The 22,736-nt window shown below is 73.4% G+C and carries 21 protein-coding genes, 1 other RNA gene and 1 pseudogene; 10 read left to right on the top strand and 13 right to left on the bottom strand.

The features are described from left to right. Window positions 1-1,083 precede the first annotated feature (1,083 nt). Window positions 1,084-2,133 (bottom strand): annotated as a pseudogene (locus ACWEK3_RS15060) (hypothetical protein); the annotation flags it as partial. Between the two features lie 198 nt (window positions 2,134-2,331). Here ACWEK3_RS15060 and ACWEK3_RS15055 point away from each other — a divergent pair. Genes ACWEK3_RS15055 through ACWEK3_RS15045 form a run of 3 tightly spaced genes read left to right on the top strand, consistent with a single transcriptional unit; the run spans window position 2,332 to window position 5,338 of the window. Beyond that, on the top strand, window positions 2,332-3,231 hold the full coding sequence (locus tag ACWEK3_RS15055; protein ID WP_361409059.1) for a Nif3-like dinuclear metal center hexameric protein: 900 nt from the start codon (window positions 2,332-2,334) through the stop codon (window positions 3,229-3,231). Between the two features lie 13 nt (window positions 3,232-3,244). Then, window positions 3,245-3,988, top strand: coding sequence for a zinc ribbon domain-containing protein (locus ACWEK3_RS15050; RefSeq protein WP_361409593.1), 744 nt, complete (start codon window positions 3,245-3,247; stop codon window positions 3,986-3,988). A gap of 60 nt (window positions 3,989-4,048) precedes the next feature. Then, complete coding sequence (locus ACWEK3_RS15045; RefSeq protein WP_453249832.1) at window positions 4,049-5,338, top strand: bifunctional RNase H/acid phosphatase; 1,290 nt, start codon at window positions 4,049-4,051, stop codon at window positions 5,336-5,338. A gap of 442 nt (window positions 5,339-5,780) precedes the next feature. On the opposite strand, the gene yaaA is transcribed toward ACWEK3_RS15045, so the two are convergent. After that, a complete protein-coding gene (gene yaaA / locus ACWEK3_RS15040; RefSeq protein ID WP_450541069.1) occupies window positions 5,781-6,581 on the bottom strand; it encodes a peroxide stress protein YaaA in 801 nt (266 codons plus the stop codon). 77 nt (window positions 6,582-6,658) lie between these two features. Between yaaA and ACWEK3_RS15035 the strand changes: the two genes are divergently transcribed. Beyond that, the gene (locus ACWEK3_RS15035) at window positions 6,659-8,143 is read left to right on the top strand and encodes an RNB domain-containing ribonuclease (RefSeq protein WP_453249831.1); all 1,485 of its coding nucleotides are present in this window, start codon (window positions 6,659-6,661) and stop codon (window positions 8,141-8,143) included. On the opposite strand, the gene ACWEK3_RS15030 is transcribed toward ACWEK3_RS15035, so the two are convergent. After that, window positions 8,130-8,708 (bottom strand): hypothetical protein, encoded by a 579-nt coding sequence (locus ACWEK3_RS15030; protein ID WP_453249830.1) that lies wholly within the window; start codon window positions 8,706-8,708, stop codon window positions 8,130-8,132. The two genes, ACWEK3_RS15035 and ACWEK3_RS15030, sit on opposite strands and share 14 nt — an antisense overlap. Continuing rightward, window positions 8,705-9,472, bottom strand: coding sequence for a MerR family transcriptional regulator (locus ACWEK3_RS15025; RefSeq protein ID WP_450541073.1), 768 nt, complete (start codon window positions 9,470-9,472; stop codon window positions 8,705-8,707). Before ACWEK3_RS15025 ends, ACWEK3_RS15030 begins: the two co-directional genes overlap by 4 nt. A gap of 139 nt (window positions 9,473-9,611) precedes the next feature. On the opposite strand from ACWEK3_RS15025, the gene rnpB reads away from it, so the two are divergent. The 6 genes from rnpB to ACWEK3_RS14995 all read left to right on the top strand — a co-directional run bounded on the left by rnpB (window position 9,612) and on the right by ACWEK3_RS14995 (window position 15,067). Further along, window positions 9,612-10,016, top strand: an RNA gene (gene rnpB, locus ACWEK3_RS15020) — RNase P RNA component class A. A 514-nt stretch (window positions 10,017-10,530) separates the two neighbouring features. Continuing rightward, window positions 10,531-12,321: a sensor histidine kinase gene (locus ACWEK3_RS15015; RefSeq protein WP_453249829.1), complete on the top strand. Its 1,791-nt coding sequence runs from the start codon at window positions 10,531-10,533 to the stop codon at window positions 12,319-12,321. 119 nt (window positions 12,322-12,440) lie between these two features. Then, window positions 12,441-12,860 (top strand): roadblock/LC7 domain-containing protein, encoded by a 420-nt coding sequence (locus tag ACWEK3_RS15010; RefSeq protein ID WP_361409080.1) that lies wholly within the window; start codon window positions 12,441-12,443, stop codon window positions 12,858-12,860. Further along, on the top strand, window positions 12,857-13,213 hold the full coding sequence (locus ACWEK3_RS15005; protein ID WP_361409083.1) for a DUF742 domain-containing protein: 357 nt from the start codon (window positions 12,857-12,859) through the stop codon (window positions 13,211-13,213). The genes ACWEK3_RS15010 and ACWEK3_RS15005 overlap by 4 nt, the downstream gene beginning before the upstream one ends. After that, a complete protein-coding gene (locus ACWEK3_RS15000; protein WP_365419613.1) occupies window positions 13,194-13,811 on the top strand; it encodes a GTP-binding protein in 618 nt (205 codons plus the stop codon). The genes ACWEK3_RS15005 and ACWEK3_RS15000 overlap by 20 nt, the downstream gene beginning before the upstream one ends. Next, window positions 13,808-15,067 carry a cytochrome P450 gene (locus ACWEK3_RS14995; RefSeq protein ID WP_450541078.1) on the top strand — a complete coding sequence of 420 codons (1,260 nt, stop codon included), beginning with the start codon at window positions 13,808-13,810 and terminating at the stop codon, window positions 15,065-15,067. The genes ACWEK3_RS15000 and ACWEK3_RS14995 overlap by 4 nt, the downstream gene beginning before the upstream one ends. A 141-nt stretch (window positions 15,068-15,208) precedes the next feature. Here ACWEK3_RS14995 and ACWEK3_RS14990 read toward each other — a convergent pair whose 3' ends face one another. The 9 genes from ACWEK3_RS14990 to ACWEK3_RS14950 all read right to left on the bottom strand — a co-directional run bounded on the left by ACWEK3_RS14990 (window position 15,209) and on the right by ACWEK3_RS14950 (window position 22,650). Beyond that, on the bottom strand, window positions 15,209-16,435 hold the full coding sequence (locus ACWEK3_RS14990) for a cytochrome P450 (protein ID WP_453249828.1): 1,227 nt from the start codon (window positions 16,433-16,435) through the stop codon (window positions 15,209-15,211). A gap of 155 nt (window positions 16,436-16,590) precedes the next feature. Continuing rightward, window positions 16,591-17,175 carry an NUDIX hydrolase gene (locus tag ACWEK3_RS14985; RefSeq protein WP_453249827.1) on the bottom strand — a complete coding sequence of 195 codons (585 nt, stop codon included), beginning with the start codon at window positions 17,173-17,175 and terminating at the stop codon, window positions 16,591-16,593. A gap of 87 nt (window positions 17,176-17,262) precedes the next feature. Then, window positions 17,263-18,117: an urease accessory protein UreD gene (locus ACWEK3_RS14980; RefSeq protein WP_450541083.1), complete on the bottom strand. Its 855-nt coding sequence runs from the start codon at window positions 18,115-18,117 to the stop codon at window positions 17,263-17,265. Continuing rightward, entirely contained in the window at window positions 18,117-18,815 is a 699-nt protein-coding gene (ureG, locus tag ACWEK3_RS14975; protein WP_450541084.1) for an urease accessory protein UreG, read from the bottom strand. Before ureG ends, ACWEK3_RS14980 begins: the two co-directional genes overlap by 1 nt. Then, window positions 18,805-19,548, bottom strand: coding sequence for an urease accessory protein UreF (locus tag ACWEK3_RS14970; RefSeq protein WP_453249826.1), 744 nt, complete (start codon window positions 19,546-19,548; stop codon window positions 18,805-18,807). Before ACWEK3_RS14970 ends, ureG begins: the two co-directional genes overlap by 11 nt. A gap of 22 nt (window positions 19,549-19,570) precedes the next feature. Next, window positions 19,571-21,280 carry an urease subunit alpha gene (locus tag ACWEK3_RS14965; protein WP_453249825.1) on the bottom strand — a complete coding sequence of 570 codons (1,710 nt, stop codon included), beginning with the start codon at window positions 21,278-21,280 and terminating at the stop codon, window positions 19,571-19,573. Continuing rightward, window positions 21,273-21,584 (bottom strand): urease subunit beta, encoded by a 312-nt coding sequence (locus tag ACWEK3_RS14960; protein ID WP_100567204.1) that lies wholly within the window; start codon window positions 21,582-21,584, stop codon window positions 21,273-21,275. The genes ACWEK3_RS14965 and ACWEK3_RS14960 overlap by 8 nt, the downstream gene beginning before the upstream one ends. A gap of 176 nt (window positions 21,585-21,760) precedes the next feature. Then, window positions 21,761-22,063, bottom strand: a complete 303-nt coding sequence (locus ACWEK3_RS14955) for an urease subunit gamma (RefSeq protein ID WP_365419634.1) — start codon at window positions 22,061-22,063, stop codon at window positions 21,761-21,763. Between the two features lie 95 nt (window positions 22,064-22,158). Next, complete coding sequence (locus ACWEK3_RS14950) at window positions 22,159-22,650, bottom strand: hypothetical protein (protein WP_376606632.1); 492 nt, start codon at window positions 22,648-22,650, stop codon at window positions 22,159-22,161. Window positions 22,651-22,736 lie beyond the last annotated feature (86 nt).

Genomic DNA, 22,736 nt, shown 5'->3' with positions numbered 1-22,736 from the left:
CCCGACGCCATACTGACACTCGAGCTCACAGGCATCACAGATTCGCCGGCGTCCCGGACGGACACAACCCACATTTTCCCGGCCTCACGGCGGCCGGCGCAGCCGGTCTGGGTTACTGACACGAAACGGCCCCGCCCGTCAGCTGACGAGCGGGGCCGTTTCGTTCGACGTGCCGTCAGGCCGCCGATTCGTTCTGCTCCGCAGGCCTACGGTGGCGGCCGCTGGGTGCGGCCTCACCGTCGCCGACCGAAACCGGACCCCGGTGCTTTCCGTGAGCCGCGGACTCTTCGACGTCGGCGGCGGACGGCTGGGTCGTGCTGGCGTCGCTCATCGGAAGAAATTCACCCCGTCAACAATGATCTTTCGTACAGCCGGGCGAGTCTAACCGGCACACCTCGGGTCGAATCCAGCCGGGCACGCCAACCGGCACTACTTCGTTACAAGCCGCCCCAGCGGCGCCTGTTGAAGTGGAACCGGGCGGGGGGTGGGGCGGGGGTCGAGGGAGGGCGGAGGACCGGATTCCGGTGCGGGGGCGGGCGCGGGGTGCGGTCCGGGGTGGGGTCCGGGTACGGATTCGTCTTCCGGTCCGGGGCCGGGGCCGGGGTGAGGTCCGGCGTGCGGTGGGGCTTCGGGGGCGGGGTGGGGTTCGGTTCCGAGTCCGATGCGGAATCCGGTTCCGAGTGTGGAGTGGGTTCTGGCTCGGGGTGTGAGGTGCTGGTGCGGGGTGGCTTCGCGTGGGGCGGGGAGCCTGCTTTCGGGTCCGACGGGGGGCCCGGCCTCGGGTGTGGCGTGGGGGTTGGGTGCGGGTCTGGCGTGGGGGCCGGGTGTGGGGTGCGGTCCGGTTCCGGGTTCGGCTCGTGCTCCGGAGTCGGCTCGTGGTCCCGGTTCGGAGAGCGGTTCGGGTTGGGCTCGTGGTCCGGAGTCGGCTCGTAGTCCGGGTTCGGTGGGCGGTTCGGGTTGGGCTCGTGGTCCGGGCTCGGTTCCGGGGCGTGGTCCGGGTGCCGTGGCCCGGTCCGGCGCGTCGTGCGGAGCGTCGGGCGGGGCGGGGATCGGGATGCGTGCCCCCGTCCCTGCCCCCGCTCCCGCCAGTCCCGGGCCCGGCGCCGACTGCCTCGTCGGAGCCGTCCACCGCGCCACACCGCACGGCACCGCGCTCGTGGCGTAGGGCAGACGCAGTACGCCGTCGTCGGTCCAGAGTCCGGACCCGGCCAGCCACCCCTCGGGCGCCGGGAGATGACTTACCTGCCGCTCCGCGGGCCGCCACACGGCCACCCAGCTGCCGACCGCGCCGTCGCAGCGCAGCGCCACCCCGCACTGCTCGGGGGTGAGCACCTGCCCCGGCTGGATCGCGAACGGCGTCACCACGCAGTCCGGCAGCCGGAGGCACTCCGGGAAGCGCACCGGCTGTGTGCTGCCCAGCACGCCCCAGCCCAGCCGTTGCCGCCCGGGGGAGGGGGCGTCCGAGCGGATCAGCAGCAGTCCGCTGTCGGGGTCGGCGAGCAGCAGCCGGTCGTCGCTGGCGGCCGCGATCTGGAGCAGCGGCGACGTCTCGCCGCCGCGCTCCAGGTCCACCACGACCGCCTTGGTGCGCCCGCCGGTCTCCCGGTCCAGGGCCAGCATCCGCCCGGCGCGGTCCAGCCAGACCCCGCCCGAGCAGCGGCCCGGCACCTCGGCCAGGTGCTCGGGCCCGAAGCCGCCGCCCACCACCAGCCACACCGCCGAGGACCGCTGGCCCACGGCGAGCGCGTAGGCCCGCTCGCCGCCGGGCGCCGGGGGCAGCAGCCGCAGCCCGGTGCCCTCCGGGCACTCGATGGCGCCGAGCGGCAGCTCTCCGGTGCCCGGGCCGGTCGGATACAGCAGCGAGAAGGTGTGCCGGCCGTCCACCAACCGCCGGATCAGCACCCGGCCGTCGCCCATCGGCAGCACCTCCGTGCCGGGCTCCTCGGGCTGGTTGCCGGGCAGCGGCACCGCGTACGGCTCGGGGCCGTCCAGCGTCCAGCGCTCCGGGTACCAGGAGTCGCCGCTGCGTGCGAGCCGGGCGGCGTAGGCACCGTCCTTCGTGATCGCGCAGCCCGCCCGCGGGGTACCGTCGTCCTCGCCGGCCGCCGAAGTCTCGACAATGCAGGCTGTCATCGTTCGGTCACCTCCTGCCAGGACGGTAGTTTTCCTACACACACCGGGCGGACCGGCGGGCGGCTGCTTCACACATACGGGTGGCCGAAAAACGATTCGCCTGTGGAAACCGAGACCGATGTGCTGGACGGCCCCGGTCCGGACGTGGGGCGACGGCACCGGTTCAGCCGCGGCGAACACCCAGGTAGCCTTGCACCCGTGCCCCGTCTGTCTGAAGTCATCGCCGCGCTGGAGAACCTGTGGCCCGCCGAGCGGGCCGAGTCCTGGGACGCGGTCGGCACCGTCGTGGGCGACCCCGAGCAGGAGGTCGGCCGGGTCCTGTTCGCCGTCGACCCGGTCCAGGAGATCGTGGACGAGGCGGTGAAGCTGGGCGCGGACCTGCTGGTCACCCACCACCCGCTCTACCTGCGCGGTACGACGACCGTCGCGGCCTCCACCTTCAAGGGCCGCGTGGTGCACACCCTGATCAAGAACGACATCGCGCTGCACGTGGCCCACACCAACGCGGACACCGCCGACCCGGGCGTCTCCGACGCGCTGGCCGGGGCGCTGGACCTCAGGGTCGTACGCCCTCTGGTGCCGGACGCCACCGACCCGGAGGGCCGCCGGGGCCTGGGCCGGGTCTGCGAACTGGACCACCCGCTGACCCTGCGGGAACTCGCGGCCCGCGCCGCCGAGCGGCTGCCCGCCACCGCGCAGGGCATCCGCGTGGCCGGCGACCCGGAGGCGCTCGTCCGCACGGTCGCGGTCAGCGGCGGCTCCGGCGACAGCCTCTTCGACGACGTACGGGCGGCCGGCGTCGACGCCTTCCTCACCGCGGACCTGCGCCACCACCCGGCCTCCGAGTTCATCGCGGACCGCGCCCACAGTCCCCTCGCGCTGCTCGACGCGGCGCACTGGGCCACCGAGTGGCCCTGGTGCGAGCTGGCCGCCGCCCAGCTCGACGAGATCTCCGACCGGAACGGATGGGGCCTGCGGGTCCACGTCTCCAAGACGGTCACCGACCCCTGGACCGCCCACGCGGCGTCCGCCGCCACCCTTGCGACGAGCGCTTCGCGCGCCCCGTCCGCTACTTCCTCTTCTTCCTCTACTAGCTAACGGGAGCCCCCAACTGAACGCCGCGCCCGCCGACCAGATCCGACTCCTCGACGTCCAGGCCCTCGACGTCCGCCTCCAGCAGCTGGCCCACAAGCGGAAGTCGCTGCCCGAGCACGCCGAGATCGAGTCGCTGAACCGGGACCTCACACAGGTGCGCGACCTTCTGGTGGCCGCGCAGACCGAGGAGAGCGACTGCGCCCGCGAGCAGACCAAGGCCGAGCAGGACGTGGACCAGGTGCGCAAGCGTGCCGTCCGTGACCAGCAGCGCCTCGACTCCGGCGCGATCACCTCGCCCAAGGACCTGTCGAACCTCCAGCACGAGATCGTGTCCCTCGCCAAGCGGCAGGGCGACCTGGAGGACGTCGTCCTGGAGGTCATGGAGCGCCGCGAGTCCGCGCAGGAGCGGGTCACCGAGCTGACCGGGCGCGTCGCCTCCGTCCAGGCGAAGGCCGACGACGCGACCGCGCGCCGGGACGCGGCCTTCGAGGAGATCGACGGCGAGGTGGCGTCCGTGACGAAGGAGCGCGAGGTCATCGCCGGCGCCGTACCCGCGGACCTGCTGAAGCTCTACGACAAGCTGCGCGGGCAGCAGGGCGGCATCGGCGCGGCCAAGCTGTACCAGCGCACCTGCCAGGGCTGCCGGCAGGAGCTCGCCATCACCGAGCTGAGCGAGATCCGCGCCGCCGCCCCCGACACGGTCGTACGCTGCGAGAACTGCCGCCGCATTCTGGTGCGCACCGCCGAGTCCGGTCTGTAGGCCGGTCTTCGGTCGGGTCTGTAGTCGCGTCTTCAGTCGGTTCGGTAAGGAGCGAGCGGCGTGCGGGAGTTCATCGTCGAGGCCGACGGCGGTTCGCGGGGCAATCCGGGGCCCGCGGGCTACGGGGCGGTGGTGCTCGACGCGGCGACGGGGGAGACCCTGGCGGAGCACGCGGAGTACCTGGGCGTGGCCACGAACAACGTGGCCGAGTACCGGGGCCTGCTGGCCGGCCTGCGCGCCGCGCAGGCCCTGGACCCCTCGGCAACCGTGCACGTCCGCATGGACTCCAAGCTCGTCGTCGAGCAGATGTCGGGCCGCTGGAAGATCAAGCACCCCGACCTGAAGCCGCTCGCGACGGCGGCGGCCCAGGAGTTCCCGGCCGAGCGGGTCACCTACGAGTGGATCCCCCGCGAGCGCAACAAGCACGCCGACCGCCTGGCCAACGAGGCGATGGACGCGGGCGCCCGCGGTGAGCAGTGGTCCGGTCCGTCCCTGGACACGTCGGGCAGCCCGAGCGGTGGCCCGATCCCCGGCACCGATACGTACGGCACCGATACGTACGCCTCGTCGGCCTCCGGGGCTCCCGCTTCCGCCGACACCGGCGCGGGCGCCGACGCCCGGGCCGCGCGTGCCGCCGCCGCTGGTGGCGAGGCGGCTTCCGGTGCCGTTGGAGGCCCTGGGCCCGATGGGGCGGTCGCCACGCCCGGCTGGGCGCCCGCCGATCTCGGTGCGCCCGCCACCTTCGTGCTGCTGCGGCACGGGGAGACGCCGCTGACGCCGCAGAAGCGTTTCTCGGGCAGTGGCGGCACCGATCCATCGCTGTCCGGTGTGGGCCGCGAGCAGGCCGAGAAGGTCGCGGCGGCGCTCGCCCGGCGCGGCACCATCCAGGCCGTCGTGTCCTCGCCGCTCGCCCGCACCCGCGAGACCGCCGGTGTCGTCGCCGCCCGCCTCGGACTCGACGTGACCGTGGAGGAAGGGCTGCGCGAGACCGACTTCGGCGCCTGGGAGGGGCTCACGTTCGGCGAGGTGCGCGAGCGCTACCCGGACGACCTGAACGCCTGGCTGGCCTCCCCGGACGCCGAACCCACCGGCGGCGGCGAGAGCTTCGAGGCCACCGCGGTGCGGATCGCCGCCACCCGGGACAAGCTGGTCGCCGCGCACGCGGGCCGCACGGTGCTGCTCGTCACGCACGTCACCCCGATCAAGACGTTCGTCCAACTGGCCCTCGGCGCACCGCCGGAGTCCCTGTTCCGCATGGAGCTGTCGGCGGCGTCCCTGTCGGCGGTGGCGTACTACGCGGACGGCAACGCGAGCGTCCGCCTGTTCAACGACACGTCCCACCTGCGCTGACCGCCACGGCCGCGCGGGCCGACCGCGCGACCCGGGCGGCCACCGCCGACACCGTGGCCTACGGCAGGAACGGCACCCCGAACACCCGCCTCGCCTCCAGCAGCGCGTCCGCCCGGCCGGGGCCCACTGGGGAGCGCGCCCCCGCTGCCATGCTCCGCGCCACCTGCGCCGGTGTGATGACCATCCCGAGCCCACCACCGCGTCCGGCACCGCAGCGCGTCCGCCCGGCCCAGGGCCCACTGGGGAGCGCGCCCCTGCCGCCACGCTCTGCGCCGGCGTGATGACCGTCCTTCCCCGCCGACCACCGCGTCCGGTACCGCGTCGGCGATCGTCCGGGGTGCGTCGAGCGCGGCCGGTGTCCGCGGTGTCGCCTTGATCGCGGGCGGCCCGCCGGCCACCAGCGCCCGTGCTCCGGCGGTGCGGCGTCGGGTGGGTTCCCGCGTCAGTGGATCTCCGTCACCACCACGTCCAGTGCCCAGGGCCGCCCCGCCCTGCCCGGCGGCTCCGCCTCCACCACGTATCCGAGGTCCCGCAGCGCCTCCACCAGTCCGGCCGGGTTCTTCGGGGCGGCCCCCTCGGTCAGCAGGGCGCGTACGATCCGGCCCTTCGTGGCCTTGTTGAAGTGGCTGACCACGGACCGCTTCTCCATCCCGTCCACGATCTGGGAGTGCAGCACCCGCACGGTCGCCGTCCGGCCCGCGACCTCGCCCTTCGGCTTCCACGCCGCCGCGTACGCCGAGGACCGCAGGTCCAGCACCAGCCCGTCACCGGCCGCCTCGGGCAGCGCCGAGGCCATCGGCGTACGCCAGTACGCGGCCAGCGCGCCAAGCCCGGGCAGCTTCACACCCATCGAGCAGCGGTAGGAGGGGATCCGGTCGGTCACCCGCACCGCACCCCACAAGCCGGAGAAGACCAGCAGCGAGCGTGCGGCGCGCCGCTTGGCCGACGGGTCGAGGGAGGCCAGGTCCAGAGCGTCGTAGAGCACACCGGTGTAGATCTCCCCGGCGGGCCGCGTGCCCGCCGCGCGCAGCCCGGCGTTCTTGGCGACCTCGCCGCGCAGGCCCTCGCTCAGCCCGAGCACCTCGCGTGCCTTCTCCTCATCCCCGGTGCACAGCTCGACCAGTTCCGTCAGCACCGTCTCGCGGGCGGCGGCCAGCCCCGGCAGCGACAGCGACTCGGGCCTCAGCGGGGCGCCGCGGCCGGAGGCGGCCTTGCCTTCGGACGGGGGCAGCAGCACAAGCACGGGGGTTGCTCCTTCGGGTAGCGCTCCGCGACAGCGTACGGCGTGCCGCCCGTGCGCCCCCGCCCTACGCTCGCTGTATGCCTCGCCGCCCGCTCCGCGTGACCGGTGCCCCCGAAGGACCCCTGAGGGCCGCCCTCGCCGCACTGCGCACCACGCTCGGCGTGCCCGGGGGCTTCCCGCCCGAGGTGCTCGCCGAGGCCGAGCAGGCCGCGCGGGACCCCGCCCTCCCCCTGCACGACGCCACCGACATCCCGTTCTTCACCCTCGACCCGCCCGGCTCCGCCGGCCTCGACGGGACCGGCCTCGACCGGGCGACGCACCTGTCCCGCCGCCGTGGCGGCGGCTACCGCGTCCGCTGCGCCGTCGCCGACGTGGCCGCCTTCGTCGTACCGGCGGGCGCCGTGGACGACGAGACGCACCGGCGGGCGAGCACCCTGTACCTGCCCGACGGCGGAGTCCCGCTGCACCCGGCCGTCCTGGGCCAGGGCGCCGCGAGCCTGCTGCCCGGACAGACCCGGCCCGCCGTGCTGTGGACGGTCGACCTGGACGCGGAGGGCCGCACGCGAGCCGTCGACGTCCGCCGCGCCCTGGTCCGCAGCCGGGCACAGCTGGACCCCGCCGGAGTGCAGAAGGAGATCGACGCCGGGACCGCCGACGAACCGGTCGCGCTGCTCCAGGACGTGGGGCGGCTGCGGGAGCGGCTGGAGGCCGAGCGCGGCGGCATCTCGCTCGTGGTGCCCGAGCTGGAGGTCGTGGAGCATCCGGCGGACGTGCCCGGGGGCCTCGCGTACGGGCAGGCGTACCGCGCCCCGCTCCCGGCCGACCGCTGGAACGCCCAGCTCTCCCTGCTCACCGGCATGGCCGCCGCCGAACTGATGCTGGCCCACGGCGCCGGCGTGCTGCGCACCCTGCCTGCCGCCCCCGACGGCGCGGTCGGCCGGCTGCGGCGCGGCGCGCACGCCCTGCGCGTCGACTGGCCGCACCACATGTCGTACGCCGCCCTCCTGCGCACCCTCGACGCGGACCAGCCGCGGCACGCGGCCTTCCTGCGCGAGTGCGCGACCCTGCTGAGCGGCGCCGGCTACACCGTCTTCCGGGACGGCGGGCTCCCGGCGATCACCACGCACGCCGCCGTCGCCGCGCCCTACGCGCACTGCACGGCACCCCTGAACCGCCTCGCCGACCGGTACGCCACCGAGATCTGCCTGGCCGCCGCGGCCGGCCGGGACGCGCCCGATTGGGTGCTCGCCGCGCTGGACGCGCTGCCGGACCGGATGGCCGAGGGCGCCCGGCGCGCGGCCGCCGTGGAGCGGGAGTGCCTGGACGTGGTGGAGGCCGCGCTGCTGAAGGACCGCGTCGGCGAACTCTTCGACGGCGGTGTGATCGACGTCGACGAGCACCGCCCCACGGCTGGCACCGTCCACGTGGAGTCCCCGGCCGTCGTCGCCCGCGTCGAGGGCGGCGCCGCACCGCTGCCGCTGGGCGAACGGCTCCGGCTCCGGCTCACCCGGGCCGACCCGTCCGCCCCACCACCGGCGAGGGTGCGCTTCACTCCCGCGTGAGCGCCCGCACGAGCACCCCGGCGTCCTCGGCGTGGAACCGTACGAGCCGCACCCGCCTGCGCCTGCCGAGGAGGCTGACGTGCTCGACCGGCGCGGTCAGTTCGAGGGTGACGGAGGTCTGCGAGCCGACCGGTACGTCCAGCTCGCCCTCGGCCCGCTCGTGCGTCGTACGCGTCTCGCGGCGCACGGACGCGATCCGGTCCAGCGGGATGCGCAGATCCACGTGGACGGCGTGCCGTATGCGCAGATGGTCCGCGCCCAGCACATGGGGCCGGACCACCGAGGCCGCGTGCAGGGACACGACGAAGACGACGGTGTACACGTCGAGGAACAGCATCACCGCGTGCACGGCCGGCCAGTTCCGCAGCAGCACGGCCATCGCCAGCGTCTCGATCACGCAGACGAACGCCAGCCCGGCCATGACCGGGCCCTGACCGCGGGCGTACCCGAAGGCCTGCCCGCCGCCGGTGCCGTGGCTGCGGCGCACCAGCCACAGGGCCAGGCCGGCCAGCAGCCGCAGCTCGTGCCGGGCGAGACGGAACGCCGCCCGCACCGCGGCCCTCACCGCCGTCCCTCCCAGAGGATTCGCAGGGCCTGCCGGATCGCCTCGGCCTGGGCCGGCGCGAAGTCCGCGTAGAGGGCGCGCAGGAATCCGTGGGCCTCGTCGGGACGCGCCTCCTGCGGCAGCATCTCGCGGGGAACGAACCCGGCGATCGCACGGGCCGCCTCCGCGATCCGCGGATCGTCCGGACCCGCCTCGGCGTCCACATCGGCCAGCGCGTCCAGCAGGGCGTAGGCCTCGCGCGCCCGTGCGGCCCCGTCCGGCGAGCCGAAGACCGTGCTCACGGCGCCCATCAGCCGCTCCCGGTCCGCCGGTGCCGCGGCCGTCTCCAGCAGCGCGAGGACCTCGCGGTCCTTGGCGGCGGCCGGGGAATCGGGCAGCTCGGCCGCCGTCGCGGCGAACAGGGCGGCCAGCTCGGGGGAGACCGGCCCCTCGGCGGGCACCTCCCCCACGTCGAGCAGGGCGCGCAGCCGGACCCTGCGGTCCCGGATCGCCGCCTCCTGCCGCGCCAGGTCGGCGTCGAGCTCTTCGAGCACCTCGGCCAGGTCCTTCCCGGCGTCGTCGGCGAGTACGTCCCGCACTTCCGCCAGGCCCAGCCCCAACTCGGTCAGCCGCCGTATCCGGGCCAGTGCGACGGCGTGCCGCAGGCCGTAGTGCCGGTAGCCGTTGGCCCGCCGCTCCGGCTCGGGCAGCAGCCCCAGGTGGTGGTAGTGCCGCACGGTCCGCGTCGTGACACCGACGGCCGCGGCGAGTTCTCCGATCCGCATACGACCAGTACAGACGTTGACGTCGCGTGAAGGTCAAGCGCAGGGTGCGGCGGCCGACCGGGGCCTGACCCGGGCCGGGCCGGTGCCGGGCCGGAAACGGCGCGGTCCGCGCGACCGGTACCATGGTGCCTACGGCAGACGAGCCGGGCGGACGGCCGCGTGGAGCCCCCTGGGGCTTCCCGAGGAACGTCCGGGCTCCACAGGGCAGGGTGGTGGCCAACGGCCACCCGGGGTGACCCGCGGGACAGTGCCACAGAGAACAGACCGCCGGGGATCTCGGTCCTCGGTAAGGGTGAAACGGTGGTGTAAGAGACCACCAGTGCCCAGGGTGACCTGGGCAGCTAGGTAAACCCCACTCGGAGCAAGGTCAAAAGGGGCCGCTGTAAAAGGCGCGCCCTGCGCGGACGTTCGAGGGCTGCCCGCCCGAGTCCGCGGGTGGACCGCACGAGGCCGGCGGCAACGTCGGCCCTAGATGGATGGCCGTCGCCCCGGGCTCCGCGAGGAACCCGGGGAACAGAACCCGGCGTACAGCCCGACTCGTCTGCCGCTCCACTTCCCCGGGGCGTGCCGTCCTGCCGCCCGCCGGGGTTCCCCTCAGTCGTCGTTCCCTCAGCTGTCGCTGTCCCTGTCGTCGCAGTCGTCGCCGTCCCCGCCGGGTGTCCCAACGGTCTTAGATGTTGGGTGTGTTGGGCTTCGGCTTCCGTGTGGTTGGCTGGAAAGTGGCTGTTGGTGTGCGGAGTTGGCGTTTCGAGGACGCTCGTATTTACAATTTTGACACTTCGTCAACACATTTGGCAGCCTGTGCTTGTGCGTCAGCCGGGTTGAGAGAGTGTCAACTTCCTTATCACAGGTCATAGTTCAGCCGATCGGTTCGCGACGAACTTGGGTCGTTGGCGGACTGGGCAGCTAGTCAGATTTTCTCGCGCAGCAGTGTGGCTAGCATGAGCAGGTACCCGGTCGGAAGATCGTCGTCCTCTTGGCGACCTCCTTTCCGGCCTGCGGCCGCCGAGTGTCGGCTGCCCCGTTTCTTCTGATCTCATGGACCGAGGGACCGCGGAATGTCAGTGCCTGCACCGCCCAGTCAGCACCGGTCGGCGAAGGCGCCGCACACCTCGTCGACCGCGCCCCTGGTCGTGCTGGTGGTCAGCGCCGCGGTCGGCGGTGCGGCCGTCGCCCTGGCGCCGTCCGGCGCCCGCACCTGGGCGCTGACCGTGGCGGTGGTCGCCTGGGTGTGCGTCGCCGCAGTCGTCCTCGTCAGCCACCGGCTCGTCCGCCGGGCCAGGCGCACGGCGGCCGTGCAGGCCTCCGAGACCGGCCGTCTCAAGGCGCAGTCGGCGCAGCTGTCGGCGGAGACAGCGCACCTGGTCAACGTGACGCTGCCCGCCGTGGCCAAGCGGCTGCGGGACGGCACGAGCGTCGCCGACGCGGTGGGCGGCGTGACGCCGCCGTCCGACCCTCAGCTGGGCCGGATCGTGCACACCTTCGCCGGCGCCGTCGAGGAGGGCGTAGCGCACGCGGCCGCCCTGGACGGCGAGCGCCGGCAGGCCCGGCACGAGCTGAACGAGGCGGCAGCGGCGCTGGAGCGGCTGGCGCAGGAGACGCTGCCCGCCACGGTCGCCCGGCTGCGCGAGGGTCAGTCCGCCGACACGGTGCTCGCCGAACTCGACCTGCCCGAGCTGCTCATGGTCCGCACCCCGACCGAGTCGTTCATCCGCGAACTCGCCCACAGCGAGCGGCGCGCCGCCGCGGCACAGGCCGCCTCCGCCAAGGCGCTCAGCCGCGTCCAGGCCAAGTCCGTCAGCATGCTCGCCGACCTGCGGGAGATGCAGGAACGACACGGCGAGGAGGTCTTCGGCGACCTGCTGAAGCTGGACCACAGCACATCCCAGCTCGGCCTGATGACCGACCGGCTGGCGCTGCTCATGGGCGGCCGGTCCAGCCGCGCCTGGAACAAGCCGATCGTGATGGAGAGCATCCTGCGCGGCGCCGTCGGCCGTATCGCCGCCTACCAGCGGGTGCGCCTGCACTGCTCCACCACCGCCGCGATCTCCGGCTTCGCCGCCGAGGGCGTCATGCATCTGCTCGCCGAGCTGATGGACAACGCCGCGAACTTCTCCCCGCCCATCGACGAGGTGCACGTCTACGTCGAGGACCGCAGCGCCGGCATGGTCGTCACCATCGAGGACAGCGGTCTGAAGATGGCCGACGCGGCGATGCGCCGCGCCGAGGAGGCGGTGTCCGGTCACATGACCGACCTCGCCTCGCTCCAGGGCACCCGGCTCGGCCTCGCCGTGGTCGGACGGCTCGCGGGGAAGTACGGCATCAGCGTCAACTACCGCCCCTCGTCGCGCGGCGGCACCGGCGTCGTCGTCCTGCTGCCGCCGCAACTGCTCGCCCAGCAGCGCGAGTCGGTGTCGCGTGAGGCGACCGGCCGCCCCGCCGCGGGCACCGCGCCCACGCCCGGCCCCGCCCCGGCCATGTCGCCCGCTCCGGCCCCGGCGCCCGAGGCCACCTCGCGCCCCGGCGTCCCGGAGCGGCCCGCCGCCCGGCCGGAGCCGCCCGAACAGGGGCAGCCCCGAAGCGCCACCGGCTCCACGCTGAACGGACTGCCCGTCCGCGCCCCCGGCCGCACCATGGCCGAGGCGGAACGGGAGCGCGAGCAGCGCCGGTCCGCGTCCGACGCGGCGTCCGCAGCGGCGTCCGAGACGGCGGACGGAGCCGGCCCGGAGCAGCGCCCGGCACGCGACGCCGGTTCACGGTTCGGCGCCTTCCACCGCGGGCGCCGCTCCGCGGGCGGCACCGCCGGACCGGATGCCCGGCCCGGGTCCGAGCCGCCGGCGGCCCCGTAGCCGCCGCCACCCTTCCGTACGGCGCCCGGGCGTCGGCGCCCACTTCCCCCACGAGTTCCTGAGATTGGAGGAACGGGCCGGTGACCGGTCAACCGGGCACCACCGTCCCATCACCCATCATGCAGACCACCGACAACAGCCTCACCTGGCTCCTCCAGAGCCTCCTGGAGCGCACCCCCGGCACCCGGCACGCTCTCGCCCTGTCCCGCGACGGTCTGAAGCTCTGCTGGACCGAACACCTGACGCTCGACCAGGCCGACCAACTCGCCGCCATCTGCTCCGGCATCCAGGCCCTCGCCCAAGGCGCGTCCATGGAGTTCGGCGACGGCACCGGCGGCGTCCGCCAGTCCATGACCGAGTTCCACGGCGGCCTGCTGTTCATCGTGGAGGCCGGCGAGGGAGCGCATCTGGCCGTACTCGCCGAGGAGGACGCCGACCCCGGCGTGGTGGGCCACCAGATGTCGGAGCTGGTGGAGCAGATCGGCGAGCACCTGCGCGCCGAGCCCCGAGAGCCCGTTCCGGGGAGTGCCGCGTCGTGATGCGCAAGCCCGTGGACACCGGTGACCCCGACCGGCTCTACACGGTCACGGCCGGCCGGAGCCGCGCCGACGAGTCCTTCGACCTGGTCACCCTCATCGTCAGTGAGTGCCGGCCCACCGCGGGAATGCAGTCGGAGCACGCCCGGATCCTGGAGCTGTGCCAACACCCCACGGCCGTCGTCGAGATCGCCGCGGAGCTGAAGCTGCCGATCACGGTGGTGCGGATCCTGCTCGGCGACCTGCTCGACACGGGCCGCATCACCGCCCGCCACCCGCGCGCGGCGCAGTCCGTCGCCTCGCTCCCCGATTCCGCCCTTCTCAAGGAGGTGCTCCATGGGCTCCGCAACCTCTGAGCTGCCCTCCCACCGCACGCCACTGGCCGACGCGGCGGAGACCGGCCTGAAGATCGTCATCGTGGGCGGTTTCGGCGTCGGCAAGACGACCCTGGTCCGCTCGGTGAGCGAGATCCGGCCGCTGAACACCGAGGAGGTGATGACGCAGGCCGGCGTCGGCGTCGACGAGACCAGCGCGGTCGCGACGAAGACGACCACGACGGTGGCGTTCGACTTCGGGCGGATCAGCCTCAACGAGCGCATGGTGCTGTACCTGTTCGGCGCGCCGGGCCAGGAACGCTTCTGGTTCCTGTGGGACAGGCTGTTCTCCGGAACGCTGGGCGCCGTGGTGCTCGTGGACACGCGCCGGATGAACGACTCCTGGTACGCGATCGACCGGCTCGAGCACCACAAGACGCCGTTCGTGGTGGCCGTCAACCGGTTCGACGACGACACCCATCGGTACTCCCTTGACGAGATCCGCCAGGCGCTCGCGCTGCCCGAGCACGTGCCGATGCTCGACTGCGACGCGCGGGTCCGGCAGTCCGGCAAGGACGTGCTGGTCACCCTCGTGGACCACCTGTACGAACTGGCCATGGCCCAGGAGGCGACACCGTGACCGACCCCTCTTCCGCGCAACCGGCTCCGCCGGGCTGCCCCGCCCACCACCCCGACGCGGTGCGCCTGGGGGGCCTCGAGTACCAGCAGACGCCGTCGCAGCTGTACCGCGCGCTGCGCCGCGAGCACGGCGCGGTCGCGCCGGTGCTGCTCGACGGGGACATCCCGGCCTGGCTGGTGCTCGGCTACTCCGAGGTCACCTATGTGACCAGCCACGACGAGCTGTTCGCGCGGGACTCCCGGCGCTGGAACCAGTGGGAGAACATCCCGGCGGACTGGCCGCTGATGCCGTACGTCGGATACCAGCCGTCGGTGCTGTTCACCGAGGGCGACGAGCACCGGCGGCGGGCCGGGGTGATCACGGAGGCGCTGGAGGGCGTCGACCAGTTCGAGCTGGCCCGCAACTGCCAGCTGATCGCCGACCGGCTCATCGCCGACTTCGCGGGCAGCGGCCAGGCGGAGCTGATGACCGGTTACGCCCACGCCCTGCCGATGCGGGCCGTGGTGCAGGTGTGCGGGATGCCGACCTCGGGTGAGGACACCCGGCAACTCGTCGAGGACCTGCGGATCTCGCTGGACGCGGCGGAGGGCGACGACCCGGTGGCGGCGTACGGGCGCGTGGGCGAGCGGCTGCGGCAGCTGGTGAAGGACAAGCGGGTCAGCCCCGGTCCGGACGTCACCTCGCGCATGCTGCTGCATCCGGCGGGGCTGTCGGACGAGGAGATCGTCCAGGACCTGATCTCGGTGATCGCCGCGGCGCAGCAGCCGACGGCGAACTGGATCTGCAACACGCTGCGGCTGCTGCTGACGGACGAGCGGTTCGCCATGAACGTGTCGGGCGGCCGGCTCAGTGTGGGCGAGGCGCTCAACGAGGCGCTGTGGCTGGACACGCCGACGCAGAACTTCATCGGGCGCTGGGCCGTGCGGGACACCCAGCTGGGCGGGCGGCAGATCCGGGCGGGCGACTGCCTGGTGCTGGGGCTGGCCGCGGCCAACACCGATCCGCAGATCTGGCCCGAATCGCAGGTGGGCGCGGAGAACGCCGCGCATCTGTCGTTCAGCAACGGCGAGCACCGCTGCCCCTATCCGGCTCCGCTGCTGGCGGACGTGATGGCGCGGACGGCGGTCGAGACGCTGCTGGAGCGGCTGCCCGACCTGGTGCTGTCGGTGGAGCCCGAGGAGCTGGCCTGGCGCCCGTCGATCTGGATGCGGGGGCTGACGGCGCTGCCGGTGCGGTTCACGCCGGTGGTGCAGTAGGCGGGCGCCTGCTGGTGCCGTGGAGTGGGCGCCCGACAGCGCAGTGGACGGGCGCCTGGTGACGCGGCAGCGCGGGCGGGCACATGGGCCCCTGGAAGGGCCCATCACCTCGGCGGTGGTGCCGGTCGGACGGTCGGGCGGTCAGGCGGTCACGGGCGTGAACCGTACCGGCAGGCGCTGCGGGCCACGGGTGAAGACGCCCTCCTCCACCGGGTCGAAGCCGTCGGCGAGACGCATGTCGGGCATGGCGTCCAGCAGCTGGCTGACGCCGATCTCGACCTCCGCCTTGGCGAGCAGCGCGCCCACGCAGAAGTGCCGGCCGAGCGCGAAGGCGAGGTGGTCGGCGGCGGCGGAGAAGGCGGTCGTGGTGGTGAGATCGTCGCGGAAGATGTCGAAACGGTCCGGCTCGCGGTAGCGGCTCTCGTCGCGGTTGGCGGCGCCTATCAGGCAGGTGACGGTGACGCCCGGGGGTATGGTGCCGCCGCTGAGCTTCACCTCGGTCGCGGACTGCCGCATGATCATGTGGACGGGCGGGGTGTAGCGCAGGGTCTCGGCGAAGGCCCGCGGGATCAGGTCGCGGTCCGCGCGGACGGCGGCGAGCTGGTCGGGGTGGAGCAGCAGGTTCGCGAAGATGCTGGCGATCGCCTTGTCGGTGGTCTCGCCGCCGGCGGCGAGCAGCAGGCTGCAGAACGCCTTGATGTCCTCGTCGCTCATCCGCACGCCGTCGACCTCGGCGGCGCACAGCGTGGACAGCAGGTCGTCGCCCAGGTTCTCGCGGCGTTCGCGGATGATCGGCAGCATGTACTCGGCGAACTCGACACGGGTCCGCTCGCCCGCCGCGGCCACCTCGGGGTCGCCCGAGAGGTTGCCGAGGAAGGCGATGACGGTCGTGTACCAACGGTGGAAGCGCGCGTGGTCGGCCTTGTCGAGGCCCAGCATGTCGGCGATCACGTTGACCGGGAAGCGGGTGGCGTAGTCGTTGACCAGGTCGGCGGAGCCGGAGTTCCGGAAGGCGTCGATCAGTTCGCGCGAGTTGCGCTCGATGACGGGCAGGAACTTCTCCTGGAGGTCGGCACCGCGGAAGGCGGGGGCGACGAGGGCGCGGCGCACGGCGTGCTCACGGCCGCTGAGCTGGAGGATCGTCTTGCCGTGCACGGGCTCGATCTGCCAGTCGTAGTTGTCGGTGGTGAACTCGCCGTTCTTGTCCTTGAAGACGCGCTCGACGTCCTCGTAACGCGAGATGATGTAACTCTGCGTGGCCTCGTGCCAGATGAGGGGCGCGGTGTCGCGCATCAGGCGGTACGCCGGGTAGGGGTCAGCGGCGAACTCGGGCGAGAGGATGTCGGGCACCTGCTGCGCGGTGGACATGGGGCTCCCTCAAGGTCAGTGACTGGCTTACGGCACAAGGTAATTGATCAACCGTCAACCAAGACAGCCCCACTCCCTCACCAGCCGCCCCACAAGCACCCGTTGGCCGAAACCAGCCCTGAACGTGGCCAGAGCGACCAGGCCGTGGCGCTACGTCAGCTCGACGGGCCCGTACGGGGCGACGGACCGCCGGCCACGAGCTTGGCCCGCAGCGTGAGGGAGCCGACCTCCGCGAACGGTCGCCATGCGGCCCCGGAAACCTCCTCGTCCTGCAAAGCGACCGCCGGCGGCCGGTCGGCGGCGAGGTGGAACGCGAAGCGGAAGTCGTAGTGCTCGTGCGCCGGTTCGTCCTTGGCCGGACTGGCGTCGATGCGGTGGACGTCGATGCCGATCGGAGCGTCGAGGAACTGCGGCGTCGGGCAGAGATCCTCGGGCCGGATCCCGGTCTCCTCGCACACTTCCCGCAGCGCCGCGGCCAGGAGGGTGCGGTCGTCGGCCTCGACGTGCCCGCCCGGGGCGAGCAGCAGCCCGGTTGCCCTGTGCACGATGTGCAGCACGCGCCGGTCGCGGTCGATGACGACCGCGCTGCAGGTGACGTGGCCGGGCAGCGTCGTACGGCTGCACGGGTCGGCGGGACCGTCCAGAAGGGCCGGCAGCCCGGACAGGGCGTCCCGTTCTCCGGGGTGGCGGTTCAGATATGCGTCGACGACCTGGCGGATGTGGGAACGGGTGGGCGGCACGTCATCACCTCACGCTCGACGGGGACTTGCTGCCGCCGGCGGGGCAGGGTCCGATCGTGAAGTGACCAGCTTCTCAATCGCCTGACGTCACACGGTCTTTGGACACGTGTGTGTTTCGGCCGGTTCGGGAAGCCCGCCGCCGCGCTGCGTGGCGCAGTCGGTCGGCAGGTCGGTCATGCCCCGGTCGAGGTGCCGGCGCAGGGTGAGGGCGTCGTCCGCCAGGGCGGTGAGCAGGGTGGCGGTGGGGGTGAGGCGCATGACGGCCGTGTCGGCGTCGGTGGGGGCGGGGTTGGCCGGGCGGGTGTCGGCCGGGCTGTCGGGGGTGATGACGAGCAGGGTGCCCAGGGCCCGGTGTCCGCCGGTCACGGCTGGGCCGTGCCAGCCCGGGATGCCGGGGCCGACGGCGAATTCCTGGTCGTGGAGGGGACGGCCGGCGAGGGTCACCCGCAGACGCTGGCGGACCGTGCCCGGGGTCTCGCCGTGGCGGCCCAGGAGCAGTTCCTCGCGGGCGAGCAGGCGGGCGCCCGGTTCCAACTCGATGTGCGTCGTGGCGTGGTGGTCGCAGCGGCCGGCGGCGATGACCGGCTCGGGCAGCCAGACCAGGGTGCCGGCCGGCGCGACCCGCAGGTGGGTCTCGGTGCGTGAGGGACGGCCGTGCGGCCCCGGCAGCACCAGGGTCGCCGCCACGCTGCGTACGACGAGCGCCGCGCCCGCCGCGACCTCGACGTCCAGCCGCAGGTGGTCGCCGCCGATCGGGCCCGCGGCCGCGGCGGCCAGCGCCACGTGGGCGGCGCCGTCCGGGTTCCATCGGCCCGTCGGCTCGACGGCGGCGGTGGGGCGCAGGACCAGCGGCGCGTCGGAGCGGAGCCGGCTGATCCGGGTCCTGACCCGGCCGGACCGGTCCCGGTCCGCCGTCACCTCGAGGCGGGCGTGGGCACGCATCACCGGGCGGGAACGCCGAGGCACTGCCGCACCCACGCGGCGACGTCGGCCGCGGTGGGGTCCCGGACCAGGGAGGTGAACAGCACGGGCAGGTCACCGCGCTTGGCGCGGGCGTCGCGGTCCATGACGGCGAGGTCCGCGCCGACCTGCGGCGCCAGATCCGTCTTGTTGATGACCAGCAGGTCGGCCGAGGTGACACCCGGGCCGCCCTTGCGGGGAACCTTGTCCCCGCCGGCGACGTCGATGACGAAGATCTGGTGGTGGACCAGTCCGCGGCTGAACGTGGCGGTGAGGTTGTCCCCGCCGCTCTCCAGGAGGACGAGGTCGAGCGGGGGCAGGGTCGCCTCCAGCTCCTCCACGGCTTCGAGGTTGGCGGAGATGTCGTCCCGGATCGCGGTATGCGGGCACGCCCCGGTCTCGACCGCGCGGACCCGTTCGGCGGCCAGTACGCCGTTGCGCAGCAGGAAGTCGGCGTCCTCGGTGGTGTAGATGTCGTTGGTGACCACGGCCAGGGAGAGTTCCGGGGCCAGTGTGCGGCACAGCGCCGCGACCAGTGCGGTCTTGCCGGAGCCGACCGGGCCGCCGATGCCGATGCGCAGTGCTCGGCCGGGGCGGCGGGGCAGGGCTCCCGTCCCCCGCCCGCCGGAGTGCGGGTGATCGTGAGAGTGGGCGGGTCGCGGTGTGGGGTCAGGACGCAAAGAGACGCACCTCCCAGGCGGCGTGGTGTTCGGCACGGATGTCGAGGAGAGGTCCCGCGCGGGACGGCAGCTCCTCGGGTGCCGTGTGCGCGTGGCGCGCCGCCCCGGCGGCGACGGCGGCGATCCGTGGTCCCAGCCGGGCGACCGTCGCGTGGACCGCGAACGGGTCGAGCCCTAGCAGCCGCACGGCGGCCGTCGCCGGGGTGAGTACCGCGTCGTGGGCGGCGGCCAGCGCCGCGGCGTCCGGACCCAGGCCGGCCGCGGCGGCCACCGCGCCCAGGGCCACCGGCTGATGGAGGCCGTGCCGGGGCGCGGCGCTCAGCTCGTCCAGGCGGGGGTGGGGCCAGATCGTACGGCCCGCCCGCAGCAGTTGACGCCCCAGGCGGCGGGAGGCGGTCCGCAGCGCCGGTGACGGGGTCCTGGCGGCGAACTCGCGGTCCAGCACCTCCAGCACCTCCACGGCCTCGGTGGCCCGGCGGCCCGTTCCGCCGAAGGAGGCACACGCCGCCGCCGTGAACGCGGCGGTCACCACGCCGGTCGTCGCCAGGCGTCCCCGCAGGAACTCCTCCAGCGCGGCCAGGTCGTCCACGCCGTCCAGGGCCGCCGCCGCTTCCAGACCGCCGGAATGGGCGTGCCCGCCGGAGGGGAAGCGTCCGTCGGCGAGCAGCAGCAGCGCCGGCAGTGTCGCCTGCGGCTGCCGGTCCTGGGATTCCCGGGATTCCTGGACGTTCATCGGAGGGCGGTGGTGGCGGGGGTCAGAAGAGGAAGTAGCGCTGTGCCATCGGCACTTCGGCCGCGGGCTCGTGCTCGATCAGCTCGCCGTCGACCCGCACGCTGTACGTGTCGGAGTCGACCTCGATACGTGGAGTGGCGGTGTTCTCCGGGAGGTCCCGCTTGCCGCGGCCGCGTACGTTCTCCACGGCCACGAGCCGCCGCCGCAGCCCCAGGCGGTCGGCGAGCCCGTCCTCGACGGCCGCCGGCGCGACGAAGGCGACGCCGCTCGCGGCGGCGGCCGGGGTGCCCACGTTGTAGCCCAGCCGGTTCAGCACCGGCTGGGGGGTGGGGATCGACGCGTTCGGGTCGCCGAGGGCGGCGCTGGCGGCCATGCCGGCCTTGAACACGACCGTGGGCCGGACCCCGAACAGGGCGGGCTGCCACAGCACCAGATCCGCCAGCTTGCCGGGCTCGACGGAACCGATCTCGCGTTCGAGGCCGTGGGCCACCGCCGGGCAGATCGTGTACTTGGCGACGTAGCGGCGGGCCCGCTGGTTGTCGGCCCGGCTGTCGCCGGGCAGTGAGCCGCGCAGCTCCTTCATCCGGTGGGCGGTCTGCCACGTCCGCGTCACGACCTCCGCGACCCGGCCCATCGCCTGCGCGTCCGACGACATGATCGAGAGCGCGCCGACGTCGTGCAGCACGTCCTCCGCGGCGATGGTCGTGGGACGCACCCGGCTCTCGGCGAACGCGAGGTCGTTGGGCACCTGCGGGTTGAGGTGGTGGGCCACCATCACCATGTCCAGCGCCTCGGCCACCGTGTTGACGGTGAACGGGCGGGTCGGGTTGGTCGAGGCGGGCAGTACGTTCGGCTCGCCGGCGATCCGGATGATGTCCGGTGCGTGGCCGCCGCCCGCGCCCTCGGTGTGGTACGCGTGGAACGTCCGGCCGCCCACGGCGGCGAGCAGATCCTCCACGAAGCCCGCCTCGTTGAGGGTGTCGCTGTGGATCGCGACCTGCACCCCGGCCTGGTCCGCGACGGTCAGCGCGGCGTCGACCGCGGCCGGGGTGGCGCCCCAGTCCTCGTGCACCTTGAACCCGCCCGCGCCGCCCCGCAGTTGCTCCCACAGCGCCTCGGGGGACACGGTGTTGCCGCGGGCCAGGAACAGCACGTTGAGCGGCCAGGGCTCGCAGGCCTCCAGCATCCGCCGCAGCCACCAGGCACCCGGCGTGGCCAGGGTCGCCTTCGACCCCTCGGTGGGCCCCGTACCGCCGCCGACGAACGTGGTGGTGCCCGCCGCGAGGGCTTCCTCGAACAAGTCCGGGCCGACGAAGTGCACATGGGTGTCGATCGTGCCCGCCGTCAGGATCAGCCCGTTGCCGGCCACGATCTCCGTGGAGGGGCCGATGACGAGGCCGGGGTGGACCCCGTCCATGGTGTCGGGGTTGCCCGCCTTGCCCAGCGCCACGATCCGGCCGTCCCGGACGCCCACGTCGGCCTTGACCACGCCCCAGTGGTCCAGGACCACCGCGCCGGTGATGACCAGGTCCGGTGTTCCCTCGCCGCGGGTGGCCCGCGACTGGCCCATGGACTCCCGTATGGATTTGCCGCCGCCGAAGACGGCCTCGTCACCGCCGCCGCAGAGGTCCCGCTCGACCTCGATGAACAGGTTGGTGTCGGCCAGGCGGACACGGTCCCCGGTGGTCGGGCCGAACGAGGCGCCGTACTCCCGCCGGCTGATCTCAGCCATCGAGTTCACCTCCGCACAGACCCCGCAGTCCGGCCACGATCCGCCGGCCTCCGATCGGGACCAGTTCCACCTCCTCGACCGCGCCGGGCTCGAAACGCACCGAGCCGCCCGAGAGCACATTGAGCCGGCGCCCCCACGCGGCCTCGCGGTCGAACTCCAGCGCGGCGTTGACCTCCGCGAAATGGAAGTGCGAACCGACCTGGACGGGGCGGTCGCCGGTGTTCTCCACCCGCAGCCGGGTGACCTCCTTGCCGGCGTTGATCACGACCGGGTCGTCGCCGTAGAGCACTTCGCCCGGGATCAGGGGCTCGTCGGCCTCCGGCTGTTCCCCTGTGTAGTGCCGCCGGGCCGCCTGCCGTGACCCGGTTCCGCCCCGTCGAGGCGGGCTCGGGCTGCCGACGCCGCTGGAGGGGTGGATCACCGAGCCGTGCTGGTCCTGCCTGCCGGGGTCGTCGCTGGGATGCTCACCGCTCTCCATCATCATGGGATCGGCCCCGTCACCGTGATCAGCTTCGTGCCGTCGGGGAAGGTCGCCTCGACCTGCACCTGCCCCAGCATCTCCGGCACCCCCTCCATCACGTCGTCGCGACCGAGCACCGCCCGTCCGGACTCCATGAGTTCGGTGACCGTACGGCCGTCGCGCGCGCCCTCCAGCAGGAACGACGTGATCACCGCGGTGGCCTCCGGCAGATTCAGCTTCAGGCCCCGCTCCTTGCGCTCCAGGGCCAGCTTCGCCGCCGTGTAGATCATCAGGCGCTCACGCTCGTGCAACGTCAGAAGCATCGGCCGCCTCCACGGGGTGAGAGGAAGAACCACGCTCTTGCAGTTAATCCCAAACGTGCTCCCGTCGCAGAGCGAGAACTCACCCAGGGTGACGATCAGCGGACCCCTCCGACGCGTCGGACGTCCTCCGCGCGCACACCACCGGCCTGGGCGTCCGCCACGGTCGCCCGACGCGGCCGGCCGTGCAGGGTCAGATAGAAGATCTGGAGGGAATCCCGAGCTCCGCCCGTCTCGAAGCGGTTGACGACCTTGCCCAGCGGGTTCCACAGACGTCCGTCCTGCATGCGGACGCCGACCGGCTGGCCGAAGTAGGCCCGCAGGTCGGCGTCGAAGTCCACCCAGGTCGCACCCGCGTGGCGCACCAACACCTCACCCACGTACGCCCCGAGGCCGAGCAGCGGCCCGCGTACGCGCTCGCGTGAGGCACCGCCCTTGCGCATGCCGTCGATCAGGAAGTCGACGAGCCGCAGACTCGCCACGGAGTAGTCCAGAGGCAGCCGGCTGCGCCCCGTGAGACGGGCGACCAGGGTCGCCGCGTGCAGGTGCATCCCCTCCGCGTCCGGGTTGCTCTCGTCGGCCTCGGCCATGGAATCCCACCCCTTCGCTTGCTGTGGGGCCTTGTAGGGCTCCCCGGTTAGCAAGCGGATTCCGTCGCCGGAACGTCACGCGACGC

The sequence above is a fragment of the Streptomyces sp. NPDC004721 genome, from assembly GCF_053601495.1.
The sequence above is the reverse complement of the archived record's forward strand: the minus strand, read 5'-3'. Positions and strand labels throughout refer to the sequence as shown.